Annotated in this window: 18 protein-coding genes; 7 read left to right on the top strand and 11 right to left on the bottom strand. The window is 55.6% G+C overall.

The window, feature by feature from the left end; translation table 11 throughout:
- Nucleotides 1-11: 11 nt before the first annotated feature.
- The 5 genes from ccoG to ccoN all read right to left on the bottom strand — a co-directional run bounded on the left by ccoG (nt 12) and on the right by ccoN (nt 4,717).
- Complete coding sequence (ccoG, locus tag C7H08_RS16065; RefSeq protein ID WP_106673237.1) at nt 12-1,448, bottom strand: cytochrome c oxidase accessory protein CcoG; 1,437 nt, start codon at nt 1,446-1,448, stop codon at nt 12-14.
- A gap of 133 nt (nt 1,449-1,581) precedes the next feature.
- Entirely contained in the window at nt 1,582-2,472 is an 891-nt protein-coding gene (gene ccoP, locus C7H08_RS16060) for a cytochrome-c oxidase, cbb3-type subunit III (RefSeq protein WP_106673236.1), read from the bottom strand.
- Complete coding sequence (locus C7H08_RS16055; RefSeq protein WP_106673235.1) at nt 2,469-2,660, bottom strand: cbb3-type cytochrome oxidase subunit 3; 192 nt, start codon at nt 2,658-2,660, stop codon at nt 2,469-2,471. The genes ccoP and C7H08_RS16055 overlap by 4 nt, the downstream gene beginning before the upstream one ends.
- Before the next feature lie 4 nt (nt 2,661-2,664).
- A complete protein-coding gene (gene ccoO, locus C7H08_RS16050; protein WP_106673234.1) occupies nt 2,665-3,273 on the bottom strand; it encodes a cytochrome-c oxidase, cbb3-type subunit II in 609 nt (202 codons plus the stop codon).
- Nucleotides 3,274-3,286: 13 nt separating this feature from the next.
- Nucleotides 3,287-4,717, bottom strand: coding sequence for a cytochrome-c oxidase, cbb3-type subunit I (gene ccoN, locus C7H08_RS16045; protein WP_106673233.1), 1,431 nt, complete (start codon nt 4,715-4,717; stop codon nt 3,287-3,289).
- A gap of 222 nt (nt 4,718-4,939) precedes the next feature.
- On the opposite strand from ccoN, the gene C7H08_RS16040 reads away from it, so the two are divergent.
- Nucleotides 4,940-5,608 carry an alpha/beta family hydrolase gene (locus C7H08_RS16040; protein WP_106673232.1) on the top strand — a complete coding sequence of 223 codons (669 nt, stop codon included), beginning with the start codon at nt 4,940-4,942 and terminating at the stop codon, nt 5,606-5,608.
- On the opposite strand, the gene C7H08_RS16035 is transcribed toward C7H08_RS16040, so the two are convergent.
- On the bottom strand, nt 5,560-7,452 hold the full coding sequence (locus tag C7H08_RS16035) for a sensor domain-containing diguanylate cyclase (protein WP_106673231.1): 1,893 nt from the start codon (nt 7,450-7,452) through the stop codon (nt 5,560-5,562). The genes C7H08_RS16040 and C7H08_RS16035 overlap by 49 nt on opposite strands.
- A gap of 131 nt (nt 7,453-7,583) precedes the next feature.
- Here C7H08_RS16035 and rlmM point away from each other — a divergent pair, with 131 nt between their 5' ends.
- The gene (gene rlmM, locus C7H08_RS16030; protein WP_106673230.1) at nt 7,584-8,660 is read left to right on the top strand and encodes a 23S rRNA (cytidine(2498)-2'-O)-methyltransferase RlmM; all 1,077 of its coding nucleotides are present in this window, start codon (nt 7,584-7,586) and stop codon (nt 8,658-8,660) included.
- Between the two features lie 10 nt (nt 8,661-8,670).
- Here rlmM and C7H08_RS16025 read toward each other — a convergent pair whose 3' ends face one another.
- Nucleotides 8,671-8,964 (bottom strand): antibiotic biosynthesis monooxygenase family protein, encoded by a 294-nt coding sequence (locus C7H08_RS16025; RefSeq protein ID WP_106673229.1) that lies wholly within the window; start codon nt 8,962-8,964, stop codon nt 8,671-8,673.
- A gap of 82 nt (nt 8,965-9,046) precedes the next feature.
- Here C7H08_RS16025 and tusA point away from each other — a divergent pair, with 82 nt between their 5' ends.
- Complete coding sequence (gene tusA / locus C7H08_RS16020) at nt 9,047-9,289, top strand: sulfurtransferase TusA (RefSeq protein WP_106673228.1); 243 nt, start codon at nt 9,047-9,049, stop codon at nt 9,287-9,289.
- A 9-nt stretch (nt 9,290-9,298) separates the two neighbouring features.
- Here the strand turns inward: tusA and dsbD are convergent, their stop codons facing one another.
- The gene (gene dsbD / locus C7H08_RS16015; protein WP_373284930.1) at nt 9,299-11,134 is read right to left on the bottom strand and encodes a protein-disulfide reductase DsbD; all 1,836 of its coding nucleotides are present in this window, start codon (nt 11,132-11,134) and stop codon (nt 9,299-9,301) included.
- 204 nt (nt 11,135-11,338) lie between these two features.
- Here dsbD and C7H08_RS16010 point away from each other — a divergent pair, with 204 nt between their 5' ends.
- Genes C7H08_RS16010 through pdxB form a run of 3 tightly spaced genes read left to right on the top strand, consistent with a single transcriptional unit; the run spans nt 11,339 to nt 14,383 of the window.
- Entirely contained in the window at nt 11,339-11,929 is a 591-nt protein-coding gene (locus C7H08_RS16010; protein WP_165793984.1) for an elongation factor P hydroxylase, read from the top strand.
- Complete coding sequence (locus C7H08_RS16005; protein ID WP_106673226.1) at nt 11,926-13,206, top strand: DEAD/DEAH box helicase; 1,281 nt, start codon at nt 11,926-11,928, stop codon at nt 13,204-13,206. The genes C7H08_RS16010 and C7H08_RS16005 overlap by 4 nt, the downstream gene beginning before the upstream one ends.
- 22 nt (nt 13,207-13,228) lie before the next feature.
- Nucleotides 13,229-14,383: a 4-phosphoerythronate dehydrogenase PdxB gene (gene pdxB, locus C7H08_RS16000; RefSeq protein WP_106673225.1), complete on the top strand. Its 1,155-nt coding sequence runs from the start codon at nt 13,229-13,231 to the stop codon at nt 14,381-14,383.
- Nucleotides 14,384-14,461: 78 nt separating this feature from the next.
- Here pdxB and htpX read toward each other — a convergent pair whose 3' ends face one another.
- The 3 genes from htpX to C7H08_RS15985 form a co-directional block, all read right to left on the bottom strand.
- Entirely contained in the window at nt 14,462-15,343 is an 882-nt protein-coding gene (gene htpX / locus C7H08_RS15995; protein ID WP_106673224.1) for a protease HtpX, read from the bottom strand.
- 80 nt (nt 15,344-15,423) lie between these two features.
- Complete coding sequence (locus C7H08_RS15990) at nt 15,424-15,897, bottom strand: hypothetical protein (protein ID WP_106673223.1); 474 nt, start codon at nt 15,895-15,897, stop codon at nt 15,424-15,426.
- An 11-nt stretch (nt 15,898-15,908) separates the two neighbouring features.
- Nucleotides 15,909-17,123, bottom strand: coding sequence for a pyridoxal phosphate-dependent aminotransferase (locus tag C7H08_RS15985; RefSeq protein WP_106673222.1), 1,215 nt, complete (start codon nt 17,121-17,123; stop codon nt 15,909-15,911).
- Nucleotides 17,124-17,374: 251 nt separating this feature from the next.
- On the opposite strand from C7H08_RS15985, the gene C7H08_RS15980 reads away from it, so the two are divergent.
- Complete coding sequence (locus tag C7H08_RS15980; RefSeq protein WP_106673221.1) at nt 17,375-17,860, top strand: glutathione peroxidase; 486 nt, start codon at nt 17,375-17,377, stop codon at nt 17,858-17,860.
- Nucleotide 17,861 lies beyond the last annotated feature (1 nt).

The following is a 17,861-nucleotide window of genomic DNA, read 5'->3' as shown; positions in this document are numbered from 1 at the left end:
CAAAGCCCGGACTATTGTCGGGGTCTTGGACCAACAAAGCGGCTTTCAGTTTCCAGAGACAGAGACGGATCTGTCTTGGAAACTGCATAGAATCGAATAGTACTGTTGGTATCTGTGATCGATTCCGGTGGAACATCCACGACCGTGGGCAGTGTGCGGTTTTCGCCACTGTTAACGACGACAGTGGTGGTGGTCAGAATACGGATATCATCCATGCCCTCGACAGCCAGGTTAAAGGTATGAGGTATTTCTGACATGTTCTGAATCTTGACGGTATAAGAATTTTCCACCCGGCCTTCGCCGTTGAAGCTGAACAGGGCGCCCCGGTCACGCAAGATGTCCAGTTGAGCGGGCACACGTGTTGCAATCGTAAAAATGATGGCACCAATCATCAGTGCAAGTACTGCGCCGTAGCCAAAAGTTCGTGGTCGCAGCAGTTTGGACGGTTTGCCCTCCAGCTCATTTTCAGTGGTGTATCGGATCAGGCCCTTGGGATAGTTCATTTTTTCCATGACGTCATCGCAGGCGTCAATACACAATGCGCAGCCGATGCACTCGTACTGGAGGCCATCGCGAATATCGATGCCGGTGGGGCAGACCTGCACGCAAAGACCGCAATCAATGCAGTCACCAAGGCCGGCTTCTGCTGGATCAACCGACTTTTTACGCCCTCCACGGGGCTCACCCCGGTTTGGGTCGTAAGACACTATCTTGGTGTTTGGATCGAACATCACGGACTGGAAGCGAGCGTATGGGCACATGTACAGGCACACCTGCTCGCGCATCCAGCCGGCATTCAGATACGTGGCGATGGTAAAGAATCCAACCCAGAAATAGGCCCAGCCGTTGGCATCGAGAATGAAGATATCAACAATCAATTCCCGGATAGGATAGAAGTAACCCACAAATGTCAGGCCGGTGGCCAATGCCAGAAACAACCATAAGCCGTGTTTGATGGTTTTTTTTATGACTTTCTCTGAAGAGTTGGGCGCCTTGTCCAGCTTTATCCGCTTATTGCGGCTGCCTTCTACCTTTTCCTCGATCCACATGAAGATAAAGGTCCACACCGTTTGCGGGCAGGTGTAGCCACACCAGACTCGTCCGAACAAAGTGGTAATAAAGAACAGACCAAAGGCAGAAATAATCAGCATGCCCGAGAGCAGGAAGAAGTCTTTCGGAAAAAAGGTGACCCCGTACAGGTGGAATTCACGCGCCGGTAAATCAAAGTGGATCAGCGGTTGGCCATCCAGGGTCAGCCACACGAACAGAAAATACATGCCCATGAGCAACGTCAGACTGACATTGCGGATCTTCTGGAAAAAGCCTTTGACTTCTTTGACATAGATCTTCTCGCGGCTTGCGTAAAGGTCTACTGTTTCCGGCTTGCTTTTGTTATTGGAGGGCTCGGAGGAGGGGTCAATCTGCTTGACCGGAATGTCATTGCTCATCTGTATCTCCCGAAAGGTGATAATACTGGGAGCGGGCCTCGGAGGGTCTGCTGATCTTCTCAAGCCTGCACCCGCAAGGCGCAGATGCAGGGTTGAGAAGACGTGGCCGGAAATCGTTCCCGGCCGGTCTGACTCAGTTTGACAAGCTATACACGTAGGCAGCCAGGATCTGGATCTGATCGCTGGTCAGGCGACCTTCCTGAGCGGGCATTTCGTTTTGACGACCATGCTCGACCGTCTCACGAATCCACTCGTAGGTAGAGCCGTACAGCCAGATGTTATCGGTCAGGTTGGGCGCGCCCATAGCCGTCATACCTTTACCGTCAGCGCCGTGACAGGCAGCGCAAGCCTGGGCGAACACCTGGGCGCCGGCTTCTGCGGCCTGAGCGTCACGTTCACGATCGCTGTAGCTCAGAACAAAGTTAACCACCTGATCAACCTGTTGAGCGGTCATATTGGGCATGACGCCTTTAGCCGGCATATTGCCCTGACGACCTTTTACCAGGCTGTGCAAAATCTGATCCGGCTCACCGCCCCACAACCAGTCATCATCGGTCAGGTTGGGGAAGCCGACCTGGCCGCGAGCTGCGGTGCCGTGACAAACAGAGCAGTTGTTGGCATACAGGCGCTGACCGATTTTCATGGCATCGCCGTTTTGTGCCAGTTCCGGAACAGGTGTGCTGCCGAACTGTGCGTAGATTTCGCCAAATTTTTCATCAGCGTCTGCTACCTCGGCTTCCCACTGATTGGTCGAGGTCCAGCCCAGCAAGCCCTGGAAGTTGCCCAGGCCTGGGTAAAGTGCCAGATAGCCCAGCCCGAATACGCAGGTCGCGAGGAACATGTAAAACCACCACTTAGGCAGTGGATTATCATATTCTTCAATGCCATCAAAAGAATGGCCCATAGTACGGTCGGTTTCGGTGTCCGTCGTTTGGCTCTTGCGAGTGGCCCAGAGGAGCCAGACACAGCCGAAGATGGTACCGAGCACGATCACACTGATCCAGATGCTCCAGAAGGTACTCATTGTTTCTTCTCCGTTTTGTCCTGTTCGAGAGTACGCTTTGCTACTTCATCGTCATCGTCTGAGAAGGGCAGCTGAGATGCCTCTTCGTTGGCTTTCTTGCGGTGGGCACTGAATGCCCACCAGACGATTCCGAGAAAAACCGCCATGATCACAAGTGAGTGAACGCCGCGTAACTCGTAAATATCCATGGGATTACCGCCTATCCGAAATCACAGTACCCAGCTGCTGCAGGTATGCGACAAGTGCTTCGATTTCAAACTTACCCTCGATATCTGAGGCGGCACTGGCAACTTGCTCGTCGGTGTAGGGAACGCCGAGTGTTTGCAGTGCTTTCATGCGGGCTTCAATACTGTTGTGGCTTACGCGGTCCTCAAACAACCAGGGGAATGCTGGCATGTTGGACTCGGGTACGACGCTGCGAGGATCGTACAGGTGCTGGCGCTGCCAGGCATCGGAGTAACGACCGCCAACGCGGGCCAGGTCAGGACCGGTGCGTTTGGAGCCCCACAGGAACGGACGGTCATAAACGAACTCGCCCGCAACGGAGTAGTGGCCGTAACGCTCGGTTTCCGCCCGGAAAGGCCGGATTTGCTGCGTGTGACACACGTGGCAGCCTTCGCGAATGTAGATGTCCCGGCCTTCCAGTTCGAGAGCCGCGAGAGGCTCAAGCCCCTCAACCGGCTGATTGACATCCTTCTGGAAAAACAGGGGCACTACTTCCGCCAGGAAGCCGCCACTGATGACCACGATGATCAGTACGATCATCAGGCCAAGGTTCTTTTCTACAATTTCGTGTCTCATCTGATCTCTCCCCTTACGCCGCTTGAACTGCAGCGTTGTCCTGCGCTGCGGCTTCTTTCTGGCGTACGGTCATGTAAACGTTGTACGCCATGATCAGCATGCCGCTCAGGAAGATGACACCGCCGATGAAGCGAACAAAGTAGCCCGGATAGGAAGCCTCGAGAGATTCGACGAAGCTGTAGGTCAGCGTGCCGTCTTCGTTGACTGCGCGCCACATCAGGCCCTGCATAATACCGTTGACCCACATCGCAACGATGTAGAGAACCGTACCGACGGTCGCCAACCAGAAGTGCACGTTGATCATGGCGCTGCTGTACATGGCCTGCAGACCCCAAAGTTTGGGAACCAGGTGGTAAATAGCACCGATACTGATCATGGCAACCCAGCCCAGAGCACCGGAGTGAACGTGACCAATGGTCCAGTCAGTATTGTGAGACAACGCGTTCACCGTCTTTATAGACATCATCGGACCTTCGAAGGTAGACATGCCGTAGAAAGACAGTGACACCACCAGGAAGCGCAGAATCGGATCTGTGCGCAGTTTGTGCCATGCGCCAGAGAGGGTCATCATACCGTTGATCATGCCACCCCAGGACGGAGCCAGCAGGATCAGGGACATGACCATGCCTGCAGTCTGCGCCCAGTCAGGCAGGGCTGAGTAGTGCAGATGGTGACCACCGGCCCATACATAAGTGGTGATCAGGGCCCAGAAGTGGACGATGGACAGGCGATAGGAGTAAACCGGACGATTGGCTTGTTTGGGAACGAAGTAATACATCATGCCCAGGAAACCGGCGGTCAGGAAGAAGCCTACGGCGTTGTGACCGTACCACCACTGCATCATGGCGTCGGTGACACCAGCGTATGCCGAGTAGGACTTGAAGGCGGTTGCCGGCATCGCCAGGTTGTTACCGATATGCAGAACTGCAATGGTAATAATGAATGCGCCGTAGAACCAGTTAGCCACATATATGTGGGGCGTGCTGCGCTTCATGATGGTGCCGAAGAATACCAGCGCGTAAGCGACCCAGACAATGGTGATGGCGATGTCGATTGGCCATTCCAGTTCAGCGTACTCTTTGGAAGACGTCAGGCCCAATGGCAGGGTGATGGCGGCAGCCACAATAATGGCTTGCCAGCCCCAGAAGGTGAATGCCGCCAGGCCGTCCGAGAACAGCCGGGCTTGACAGGTCCGCTGAACCACGTAATACGCGGTGGCAAACAGGGCACTACCGCCAAAGCCGAAGATGACGGCGTTGGTATGCAGCGGTCTAAGTCGACCGAAGTGGGTCCAGGGCAGATCGAGGTTGAGGGATGGCCAAACCAGCTGCGCTGCAATCAGCACACCCAGAGCCATGCCTACAATACCCCACACCACTGTCATGATGGCGAATTGTCTCACCACCTTGTAGTTGTATGTCAGGTTTGCATTTACTGTGCTCATAGCCTTACCAATGGGTTTAGGATGGGGAAATATGCGGGGGCAAGTATGGAGAAACCATTAGGCCTTTGCAATGATTCAGGTCAACTCCTGACATTCGTCAAATTGGCCGGAATCGGCAGGTTGGCCAGTAACTTGCACTGTTAATAATAGCTTGGTTAAAGGGGGTTGGAGGTTTCATCCGAGGTCACAATTATACTCTCTCAAAGTAGTGAGGTGAACGATATGAACAGGATTACGACCAATAGCTATGACTGCTCCGCCAAAAGGGTCGTGTTGCTGGCCCACGGAGCCGGTGCTCCGATGGATTCTCCGTTTATGGAGCAGCTGGCCGCAGCGCTTGACCGACAAGGTATAGCCACTGTGCGGTTTGAGTTTCCTTATATGAGCCGTCGCAGGCAAGACGGCAAGAAGCGGCCACCTGACAGGATGCCGGCGTTGCTCAAATCGTTTCGGGAGGAGGTAGGCCGTGTACGACAGGAAACTTCGCCGGATTGCAGAATAATTGTGGCGGGGAAATCCATGGGCGGGCGGGTTGCTTCGATGCTTGCCAGTGAAGATGCAGAAGAGCTTGCCGCGGTGATCTGCTTTGGCTATCCCTTTCACCCGCCAGGCAAGCCCGACCGATGGCGAATTGATCATTTGTCGTCTGTTGGTTGCCCGCTAATGATAGTGCAAGGTACCCGTGACCCTTTTGGTAAGCCCGACGAGATACAATGCCGGGAGGACATTGCAGGCGTTTCCCGTTGGTGTTGGCTCGTTGGCGGCAATCACGATTTTCAGACTCTGGTTAAACAGTCCGAGAAACAAGCGGATCTGATCGAGCGTTCGGCACTGGAATCGCGTCAGTTTCTGGATGATGTTCTGACGCCCTCTTCCGACAGTTCCGGTTGAGCCAGCGTGACGGTATCGCGGCCGGCATCTTTAGATTGATACAGGGCCTTATCGGCTCTTCGAAAGAGGTTCTCCGGCTGTTCTTCTGCATTGAATTCCGCAATCCCCGCGCTGACGGTTAACTGGGTAATGTCTCCGTCGGGTGTGCGAATCTCGGAACTCCTGATGGTATCAAGGATGTTCTGGCACAGTTGCAAGGCGCCATCGCTTTCGGTGCCAGGTAGTAGAAGCGCGAACTCCTCTCCGCCAAAACGAATCGCCACATCCCGAGGGCGTCTGACCTGCTGGTTCAGGCAATCGGCAATGGACTTGAGGCATTGATCACCAAAATCATGGCCCCAAGTGTCGTTGATACGCTTGAAATGATCGGCATCCACCAGGGCGAGTGTCATGGGTTGGCGGGTTCTGCGAGCCTCCAGGCACATCTCCGGCAGAATGCTGTCCATGTGCCGGCGATTATGAAGCCCGGTCAGGGCATCCTTTACGCTGAGTGTGGCCAGTTTCTGGTTGGCCTGCTCGAGTTCCCGCATGGTGTTCCTGAGCTGGGCAGTGCGCTCATGCACTTTCAGTTCGAGTTCGGTGCGTGCCTGATGCTCGACGTCCAGCAGCTTCTGGTTTAGCAGGCGCCATCGCTGCACCAGCGCGTAGTTCAACAGAATGACCTGGCCCCCGATAGCGGCCTGCATCATGACTTCGCGGGCCAGGTAGTCACCCAGATACCCAAAGGCGGCCATGGCATAAGCCAGAGCGCCAACCACCGTGACTATCCAGGCAGCGAGATACCAGGCCGCTGGCTGATACCCCTGTCGCCATCGGGCAGTTGCAATCACCGACAGACTGACGATGACGGTCAAAGCCATCACAGTATTGAGCAGGATGGACTTGCTGTACGGCAGTAAAAACGTCAGCGCTAGAAAACCTGCCGTAGACCACGCCAGCCCTCGCAACACGGATTCGGAGATGGTTTTTGTGCGCACCTCCAGGAACGACCGGCCAAACAGGGCCATTGCCAGTGCACAGAGAGCCAGGGTCAGCGGGATGGAAGAGTTGGCAAGGTCAGTGCTCTCTGGCCAGAAATACTGGTTGGCAAAACCGCCCATGGCAAACAGAAACATCGCCATAGAGCCGATGTAAAAAGCGTTGTAAAAGTAATATCGGGTGCCTGAGCTTAAAAATAATAGCAGGTTGAACATGGCCAGGATTAACAGCGCGCCGTAGAACAGGCCATGAATCAGCGTCAAGTGATTGCTTTCGGCAATTACCTCGCCGGGTGTCATCAACGCCAGGGGCACATTCAGGGCGCCGCTGCTCTGGACCCTTATGGTAATGATTCGGCTTTCGGAGGCGTCAAGGGTGACCGGGAGCAAAAAATACCGGTAATCTATACCCCGCGTGGCAAACGGGTACAGGTCGCCTGTCACCAGGGGCGTTGCCGCTTCTGTCGGGCGACCGTGCGCCCCCGGGTGCTCGTGTTCCTGCCAGAACGTAACTTCATCCAGCAGCGGATAGTTTAGTTTCAGGTACCAGAGACCTTGGTGATCGCCGGTGTTGCGTACCCGTAACTGCACCCAGTACACGGAATCGGTATGGCTGAAAACCAGATCGTGTCCATTGGCTGGCTGCCAGGGCAGATCCGCCTGCAGCTCTTCCGGGGAGACTGCCTGGTGAGCAGGTTCGCCCGGGCGGGCGGTGTAAAAGCACAGGTGATCGGTGATGGCCTGGCGGGCACCCGGGCTTGCGGTATCAAGGGCCGGGCAGAGCTCCGACGCCGCGCTTTGGCCGGGCAAGATGCCGGCGAACGCCAGCACGCCAAGCAACCGCAGGGCAAAGGATCGGAGCGTCATCAACACGGTCTCGCTGAGAATGAAGGCGGAAGTGTAGCTAATGTAAACAAATACTGCTGTTAAACAGATTCAAGTTTCTTGTTCGTCAGTGTGTCCGTTTACTGACGATTGTTGGTGCAAACAGGTGATTAATGCAACAGGTACTGCTGATATGCCGGCCCGGCTTCGAAACCGAGGCGGGCCAGGAAGTGACCGATAAGGCCGCCGCCTTGGGAATGTTTGGCTATTTTCAGCCAGTCCGCAACAGCGGTCTGGTGCGGTTTTCAATAGGGAGCGAGGAAAGCCCTGAGCAGCTGATGAGGCGCCTCTCTCTGGATGAGCTCGTGTTTGTCCGGGACTGGTTTGCCATTCTGGGCGACTGCCAGTTGCCGGCGCAGAATCGGGTCGGCGCCGTGGTGGATTTTCTGCGGAATCAGGGCTGGGATGGTAATCGCTGTGCTCGCATTGAGGTGCGGCTGCCGGAAAACAACAATAACCGTGATCTGGGAAACTTTTCCAGGAAGTGGATGGCTCCGCTCTCAAAAGGTTTACGTGGTGCCGGACAGCTTCGGGACGACGCCAGCGCCGATGCCAGCGCCCGGCTCGAAATTCTGTTGATGGATTTCGAGAGTGCGGTGATCGGTTTCAGTCTGGCCGGCAATCGATCACCCTTTGAGGGAGGGGTGCCCCGGCTCAGGCTATCAGCTTCCGCCCCAAGCCGGTCGGCGTTAAAGCTTGAAGAGGCATGGAAGGTGTTTTTGCCCAAGGAGCGCTGGCTGGATTACTTGGGTGGTGGCAAGAAAGCCGTTGACCTGGGTGCTGCTCCGGGTGGCTGGACGTGGCAGTTGGTCAACCAGGGCATGATGGTGACAGCGGTTGATAACGGGCCGATGCAACCGGAATTGATGGCGAGTGGCCACGTTGAGCATGTCGAGGCAGACGGTTATGCCTGGCGGCCGAAGCGCGCGGTTGACTGGATGGTTTGTGATATTGTCGACAAGCCTCGCCGGACGGCTCGGTTAGTCGTGGACTGGATGGCCGGCAAGCTCTGCCGTTATGCGGTGTTTAACCTGAAGCTGCCCATGAAGAAACGCTATGACGAGTGGCTGATGTGTAGGGAACTGCTGATTGATGGGCTGGAAGAGGCGGGCCTCAATTGCCGGTTAAAGGCCCGCCATCTCTATCATGATCGTGAAGAAATCACCTGTTTTATCGAGCGGTTGGACTGAGCCCGCTGGCTCAGCCGGCCTGGCTCTGCTCGAGCACAGTGATGATCTCGTCCCGGTCCATCATCGGGACCAGTTCGGCCATCAACTCACGTCGTTCACGGGAGTGCAGCCAGCGATTCCAGTCGGCCTCTGACCGCCAATTGGCCAGGGTAAATCGGTGGTTCGAGTCGTGGCTGTCGACCAGTGTTTCGCCGGAAACAAAACCTGGTGTGGCGACGGCCTGTTGCAGTACCTTTCTGGATCTTTCCTCGTAAGCGGATTCCAGTGATTCTGCGATGTGGCGTTCAATTAAAACCCGGATCATGCAATTCGTCCTTTCTTTTCGTTGCTGTAAACAATAATTTAGCACTGGAATCTGTAAATCACGAGAACTGGAGGGTGCTGTTTTGACAGCTTTGGATTTCAACGCAGAATTGGATACCCGGGGGCTGTTCTGCCCGGAGCCTGTCATGATGCTGCACAACCGCATTCATGACGTGCAGGTGGGCGAAGTGCTGCGAGTAATCGCAACCGACCCGTCAACCACCCGGGATATCCCTCGTTTCTGCCAGTTCCTGGGCCATGAGCTGCTTAGTCAGCAAGAGCTCGATGGCGAATACCATTATCTGATCCGTCGTTGTGAAAGCTAAACATGAAGCTCAGCTTTCCTGAGCGACCTTGCCGAGATGATCCAGAAACTGGCGCCGGTTCATTTCACCCAGAACTCTGGCCTCCTTAAGCTCTGCACCGTTATCCCGATAAAACAGAATGGCAGGCGGTCCGAACAATCCCAGATCATTCAAAAGCGCCTGCTGTGCCGGTGTGTTGTCGGTCATATCTATTTGCAGGAGAGTGTAGGGCCCAAGAGCTTGAATTACGTCCTGGTCGCTGAATACATTTCGCTCCATGATTTTACAGGAAATACACCAGTCTGCGTAGAAGTCGAGCATTACCGGCTGCTGACTGGCCTTAGCCTGAGCCAGCATGGCGCGAATCTGCTCGGGGTCTTTCACTTTCTGAAAATCTGCGTGGGCGGGGGCGCCGCCCTGTGTTGAGCTGGCCGAGGCAATAAAGGGTGCCAGCGGGCGCAGCGGATCGTTGGCACCACTGACGGCGCCGGCCAAAAGCGCCAGACCATAGGCGAACATTACCAGGCCCAGCCCCTTACGGGTTCGTTGCCAGCCGGCTTTGGCAACGTCAAACGCTCCGAGCTGAACACCGGCAATGGCGATCAGAAGCCCCCATAGGGTCAGCGCGACCCAGACCGGAATGATCCGCTCGAGTAGCCAGATAGCCACGGCTAGCAGCATCACCCCGTAGAAGTGTTTGACGGTGGTCATCCAGTGCCCTGAGGTCGGTAACAGTTTGCGGCCGCCCACGGCAACCAGCATCAACGGAACCCCCATGCCCAGACCCAGCGCCAGCAGGGCGACCCCGCCAATCACGGCATCCTGGGTGGTGGAAATGTACAGTAGGCTGCCTGCCAGAGGCGCCGACACGCACGGGGACACAATTAGCGCAGACAACGAGCCAATGCCGAAAATGCTGACAACACGGGTACCGGTCAGCTTCTGGCTGGCATCATTGAGGGATTCGCGGATGAACCGCGGCAACTGGATCTCGAACAGATCAAACATGGACAACGCGAACAGTACGAACAGGGTGGCGAAGACGCCCAGCACCCAGGGCGACTGAAGTTGCGCCTGAAGGTTGAAGCTAGCCCCAAGCAGGCCGGTCAGCACGCCCGCGGCGGCGTAGGTGAGCGCCATCCCCAGCACGTAGCTCCCGGAAAGTAGCAGTGCGTGCCCGGTAGAACGGGTGTTATGGCCGGATACCATGGTGGAAATGATCGGCACCATCGGTAACACGCAGGGGGTGAATGTCAATCCCAGGCCGAGCAGAAAGAACAGGCCAGCAATCATCCAGATCGATTGGCTGGACAGGAAGCCGGCCAATCCTGTGGCGGTCGACGTATTGGTTGACGACGCCGGTGTGCTGGCGCTTGTATTGCCGCTTTCCGTTGCGGGTGGTGAGGCGCTCTGACCCTGACCCTGACCGGGGTAATACAGTACGTTCTGGGTCTGGGGTGGGTAGCACAGGCCGGCGTTTGCGCAGCCCTGATAGCTGACTTGCAATTCCGCTTCCCGAACACCGTCGGGCAGATTGACGGCGACTCGGGCTTCGACGGGTTCAAAAAACACCATCATTTCACCGAAGAATTCGTCTTCGGTCAGCGTGCCCGGCAATGAGAACTCAGGGTCTCCGAGAGTAACGCCCTCGGTCACTGCAGAGACCTGTATCCGGCTTTTATAAAGATAGTGTTCTGGCGCAATATCCCAGGACAACACTACGGCACCGTTGTCTTCTGTGCGGTGGCTGAACGGCAGCGCTTCATCAACGGGCAGAAAATCGCTGTTCCCACTTCCGAAAAATGAGCTTCCAGAGCTGCCAAAAGCGGAGGCAGGGGCAGGTGTCATGGCAATCAGCAGCGCCATGAAGACCAGAGTATTGATGAACAGTCGACGGAATAAAACGGGGAAGTCCGGGAAAGCTGTCATGAATCCTTCGTTATCCTGAGTTGCAGAATTAAGACGGAGTCTCTGGTTAACTCCTGAGTGACTACGCTGCCTGTGGACACAGAAGCCGCAGCAAAGTTCCCTCTGGTATTGCCAGCCTTAAAGTCGCACAATAGCCAACCGATGAATCACAATCCAGACGATCTTATCATGCTGTTCAATGACCTGTTCCGGGAATCGTTTCGGACAATCCTGGTCAGGGGCAATAGCGAACCGGAATATCTGCCTGTCAGCGAGCCCGATGGCGTCGCCAAGATTGTTTTTGCCCACGGATTCTATGCCAGCGCCCTCCATGAAATAGCCCACTGGTGCATAGCGGGTGAGCAGCGGCGCACACTGCACGACTACGGATACTGGTATTGTCCGGATGGCCGAAGCCTTGAACAGCAGCACGCTTTTGAGCAAGTGGAAGTCAAACCTCAGGCGATTGAATGGCTTTTTTCCCTTGCCGCAGGCTCACGATTTCACATCAGTGTGGACAATCTCGCGGGCAGTGGGGCGGCCGATGAAGAGTCTTTCCGTCGCCAGGTTTGCGATCTGAGTGCCCGTTTTCTGGCCATAGGCCTGCCGCCCAGGGCCCAGCAATTTTTCGATTTACTGACAACTTTCTACGGAACCGCCGATCGCATTCGGGATGTCTGGTATCAAGACCGGACACGTGTATTGCAGGCGGATCCCGAATATGACCAATCAAGGATAACTGAACCTCTATGACATCTGACCCAAAGCACGCCGGCGATTTACGATTCAGTGATCTCAATCTGGACCAACGCCTGCTGGATGCCATCTCCAAAATCGGATTTGAATACTGTACGCCCATTCAGGCAGAAACTTTGCCCTGGACTCTGGCCTGCGAAGACCTGATCGGTCAGGCACAGACTGGTACGGGCAAAACTGCCGCCTTCCTGATCACGGCTATCCAGACATTACTGGAGACGCCAATCGATGAGAAAGATCGGTTTGCCTCCGAGCCCCGTGTACTGGCCCTGGCGCCGACCCGCGAGCTGGCCATGCAGATCGCCAAAGACGCGGAACAGCTTTGCCAATACACTGGCCATAACGTAGTGACGGTGGTGGGCGGTATGAATTACGACCAGCAGCGTGAGCAACTCCAGAACGAGGTTGTCGACATCCTGGTAGCAACGCCGGGCCGTCTGATTGATTTTCTGGGATCTCAGGACGTGTTCCTGGATCAGATCGACATCCTGATTCTTGATGAAGCTGATCGCATGCTCGACATGGGTTTCATTCCGGACGTCAAACGCATCATCCGCAAATGTACAGTGAAAGAAGAGCGCCAGACTCTGCTGTTCAGCGCCACTTTCAATCAGGACGTGCTGAATCTGGCGTCCATGTGGACCTGTAACGCCGAGTTTGTGGAAATTGAACCAGAGCAGAAAACCGCGGAGCGAGTCGAGCAAACCGTGTACCTGGTGTCAGACGATGCCAAGCTGCCGGTGCTGGTCAATTACCTCAAGCGCCCTGAGGTGGAAAAGGCGATTGTGTTTGCCAACCGGCGGGACCAATGCCGGGATCTGGAAGAAGATTTGAAAAACCAGGGCGTGAAAGTGTCTCTGATGTCTGGCGAAATCGCGCAGAACAAGCGTCTGAAAACTCTGGATCAATTCAAGAAAGGTGAGATTCAGGTGCTGGTGGCAACCGACGTCGCCGGTCGGGGTATCCACGTCAACGGTGTTACCCACGTGTTCAACTACAATTTGCCCGAGAACGCAGAAGACTACGTGCACCGGATCGGTCGAACCGGTCGGGCGGGCGAGACTGGCGTGTCGGTAAGCTTTGCCGGTGAGGACGATTCCTTTTTGTTGCCGGCAATCGAATCCTATATCAGCCAAAAGCTCAAGACGGGAATCCCGGAAGAAGAGCTGATGGCTCCGATGGATAATGCACCGATTACCCGCAAGCGCGGTGGTCGCCGGCCGCAAAGTGGCCGCAGCCCGGCTGGCCGTGGTCAACGCCCTAGGCGCAATTGATAGAGCGGCTGGAGAGCAGGTTATGTTGATCGTTGCAGATGAGAATATTCCCTTATTGGATGCCTTCTTCGGGGAGGTTGGCGAAATCCGTCGTGTCACCGGCAGAACGCTCACCCGTGAGCAGGTGGCCGATGCGGATATTCTGTTGGTTCGCTCGGTTACCCGGGTTAACCGTGAACTGCTTGAAGGTAGCCGTGTCCGTTTTGTCGGGACAGCGACCATCGGTACGGATCATATCGATCTTGCTTGGCTCAAGGCTCAGGGCATTCGCTTTGCCGCCGCGCCAGGCTGCAATGCCAGCAGCGTGACCGAATATGTGTTGTCGGTGATTTCGTTATTTGCCGAGCGCCGAGGCCTCGATGACTGGACGGCCCTGAGCGTTGGCATTGTCGGCGTTGGCAATGTCGGCGGCGAACTGGCCCAGGTGCTTGATCGTCTCGGCTTTAAAGTGCACCTGTGCGATCCGCCGCGGGAAGAGCGTGAGGCTGATCTGGATCAGACCTTTGTCAGCCTGGAAGATGCTCTGGACTGTGATGTGGTCACGTTGCACACGCCACTCACTCGGAATCAGCCCCACGCCACCCATCACCTGTTGTCAGAGCAACATCTGGCGACGATAGGCGCCGATCAGCTGTTGATCAATTCGGGTCGGGGTGAAGTAATTGATTCGACCGCGTTGCTGCACCGCCTGGAGCAGCCGGATGCGCCGCTGGTCGCGTTGGACGTTTGGGAGCAGGAGCCCGCTATCAATCCGGGACTGGTCGAGAAAACGTGGCTGGCGACACCGCACATTGCCGGGTATAGCCTGGAAGGCAAGATGCAGGGCACTGAGATGGTCTATCAGGCCATGTGTCAGTTTATGGGGCTGCCGGTGCGCAAGAAAGCCGGGCAGTTCCTGCCAGAGCCGGCGTTGAGTAAAATCTCCTTCACCAGCGCTGCCGAAGAAGATGTGGCAGTTCGTACCGCACTCCTTGCCTGCTACGATCCCAGGCGAGACGATGCACGGCTCCGGTTGACCCTGCAAGGTAACTCCACTGAGCGGGCGGCAGAATTCGATAGGCTTCGGCGTGATTACCCGGTGCGTAGAGAGTGTTCCAGCTTGAAGATTCAGCTCAAAGGCACCAGTAAGTCGCTTCAGGACAGCTTCCGGGCCATGGGCTTCAAGTTGAAGATCTGAGTGGGGCCGGGTTTTAAAACGAGAAAAGGGGCGCTGCGTGCGCCCCTTTTCAGTATTTGAACGTGATGAGTCGCGGCATCAGACCCTGGCGTTCTGCAAGGCTGCGATCCGGTCTTCCAGTGGCGGATGGGTCATAAACAATGCTGACAGACCCGAGCGGGCGCCGCGGTTGATGCCAAACGCCTGAAGCGTGTCAGGCATCTGGTCGGGCACCTCGCTTTCCTGCTTCAGACGCGCCAGAGCACTGATCATGGCGCCGGTACCCGCCAGCTGGGCGCCAGCAATGTCGGCCCGGAATTCACGGCGCCGAGAGAACCAGAACACAATAGTGCTGGCCAGAATGCCGAGCACTATTTCAGCGACGATACTGACCACGAAAAAAGCGATACCGTGGCCGCTTTCATTCTTGAATACCACCCGATCCACGAACGAGCCGATCACCCGTGATGCGAAAATCACAAAGGTGTTCACCACGCCCTGAATCAGCGCCAGAGTGATCATGTCGCCGTTTGCCACGTGGCCGATCTCGTGGCCGAGTACTGCCTTGATCTCATCCTTGTTGAAGCGGTGCAGCAGCCCCTCACTGACCGCAACCAGCGAGTTGTTCTTGTTCCAGCCGGTGGCAAACGCGTTGGACTGGGAGGCGGGAAAGATGGCCACTTCCGGCATACCGATCCCGGCCTGCTTTGCCAGTACGGCAACGGTATCAACCAGCCAGCGTTCGGCGGGCGTTCTTGGCGAATCAATTACTCGGGCTTTGGTGCTCCACTTGGCCATGGGTTTGGAGATCAGTAGAGAGATAATCGCGCCAGCAAAGCCAAACACCGCGGCGAAGGCGAGTAGCGACCCATAGTTAATGCCCTGTTGGGCCAAATAGCTATCGACGCCGAGCAAGCGCAAAGTAAAACTTGCGACCAGAATAACGGCCAGGTTGGTGGCCAGAAACAACAATATCCGCATAGTTTATTCCCGAGTTAACGTTCGCTTTTCAGACCGATAATGGTGGTGCGGGTTCACCGCTTCAAGAGATTTACTTTGATTTAATGAACGCTGCCAAAGCCGGTATCGGTGAAGAACGTGGACTGCACCGCAAGGCTGATTCTGCTCGAGCTGCCGCTCCTGAGAGCCGATCGTAGAAGATAGACGTAGGTGGACAGATCGTTCTGTACCGACAGCGGCAGGCCCGGCTCGGACAGCGGTTCACTCAACTCTCTGACCAGTGCCATCGGTGCGGGCGCGCTGAGCCGGACAAAGGCATCACGGGTCAGTACGGCCTGATCCAGCGCTTCCTGGCGGATGGTGTCGACATGACGCAGCAGACCTTCTTCGGACAGCCACAGCAGGGTGCCAAAACACGCCATGTGGCGCTTGCTGTGCAGGCCGAATTCGTCAGTCTCATCCGGCCCGGCTATGTCTTCGACAAACAGGTTGATCCGTCTCGGGAAGGCGGAATACAGCTGAATTAGTGCGATCGCAACGTCCTTGTAAAACTCTTCGACGTGGATATCGGCCATATCTGCTCCGGTTACTGGCGGTAATGCTCGAGGAAGTTGCCGAGACGGGTCATGGCGTCGGCGAGGGTATCTTCCCGGGGCAGGAACACCACCCGAAGATGCTGTTTGTCGTCAATGTTAAAGGCGGAACCCTGTACCAGCAGGATTTTTTCCTGCAACAACAGGTCCAGCACCAGTTTTTCGTCGTTGACCACGGGAAAGTGTTTCGGGTCGAGCCTTGGGAACAGATACAGGGCGCCCTGAGGTTTTACGCAACTGACCCCGGGAATGTCGTTGAGCATCCGCCAGGCGGTTTCTCGCTGCTCGAACAAACGGCCACCGGGCGCCACGAGGTCGTTAATGGACTGATAGCCACCAAGTGATGTCTGAATCGCCAGTTGCGCTGGTACGTTGGCGCACAGGCGCATGTTGGAGAGCATCTCGATGCCTTCGATCAGGTCTCTGGCACGGTGCTTGGCGCCACTGATAATCATCCAGCCTGAACGATAACCCGCCGCCCGGTAGTTTTTGGACAAGCCGTTGTAGGTAAAAAATAATACGTCATCAGCGAGCGAGGCCGTGGAGGTGTGCTGGGTGCCGTCGTACAGAATCTTGTCGTAGATTTCATCCGACAGGATCATCAGGTTATGTTGCCTGGCCAGCTCGATAACCTGGTGTAGAAGCTCTACTGAATAGACCGCCCCGGTCGGGTTGTTGGGGTTGATCAGTACAATGGCCCGGGTGCGACCGGTGATCTTCTTTTTGATGTCGTCGATGTCCGGGAACCAGTTCTGCTGCTCATCGCAGCGGTAATGCACCGGTTTACCGCTCGACAAGGTGACGGCAGCTGTCCACAGCGGGTAATCCGGCGCTGGAATGAGCACTTCGTCACCGGTGTTCAGCATCGCCTGCATAGACATCACGATCAGTTCGCTGACACCGTTGCCAAGGAAAATGTCGTCAATGTCGACTTTAGCGATGCCGCGTTGCTGGCAATAGTGCATCACTGCCTTACGGGCCGAGAACAGTCCCTTGGATTCAACGTAGCCCTGGGCCTGATGCATGTTATAGATGACGTCTTGCTGAATTTCCTCCGGAACGTCCAGTTCAAAGGCCGCCGGATTGCCGATGTTCAGTTTCAATACCCGATGGCCTTCTTCTTCCAGGCGACGGGCCTCACGCAGAACCACGCCACGAATTTCATAACATACGTTGTCGAGCTTGGCGGATTTGAAGTAGTTCTGCATGGGTTACTGGCGTCCTTAACAAACGGTCGGAAACGGGTTCCGGTGATCGGAAGCGTTCTATTCTAGCGGAGGGATGGCCCGGGGCAACAGGGGCAAATGTGTGGAATTGTGGCCAAAACCGGATAGTTTGCGGAGGTTTTTTGAAGTGAACTCTCGAGACTGGCCGGAAATGCGCCACAGACAGTCTGGTTTTGAGCAATTTAATTGTGCACAATGTGAATCCATTGATGAACATGAGAGGGAGTCTGTGTATGTCAGGTGAATCAATTTATGAATTCAGTGCCCGCGATATCAAGGGTAATGACACGCCTATGGCGGAGTATCAGGGCAAAGTCTTGTTGATCGTCAATACTGCGTCAAAATGCGGTTTCACACCCCAGTTTGAAGGTTTGCAGGCGCTTCGCGACCAGCTGGGCGACAAAGGTTTTGAGGTGCTGGGTTTTCCCTGCAACCAATTCATGAATCAGGACCCGGGTAACGACGATGCCATCAGTCAGTTCTGTTCACTCAACTACGGCGTCAACTTTCCGATGTTCGCCAAGGTTGAGGTTAACGGTGACGGCACTCATCCGTTATTTCGTTTCCTGAAAAAAGAAGCGAAAGGATTGATGGGGTCAGAGAAAGTGAAGTGGAATTTTACCAAGTTTCTGGTCAACCGTGATGGCCAGGTCGTTCGTCGTTACGCGCCAACGGCCAAACCAGCAGATATTCGCGCAGACATAGAGAAACTGCTCTGAG

The sequence above is a fragment of the Marinobacter halophilus genome (genome assembly GCF_003007685.1).
In the GTDB taxonomy this organism is placed as follows: domain Bacteria; phylum Pseudomonadota; class Gammaproteobacteria; order Pseudomonadales; family Oleiphilaceae; genus Marinobacter; species Marinobacter halophilus.
This window is presented reverse-complemented; position numbering and strand designations above follow the sequence as displayed.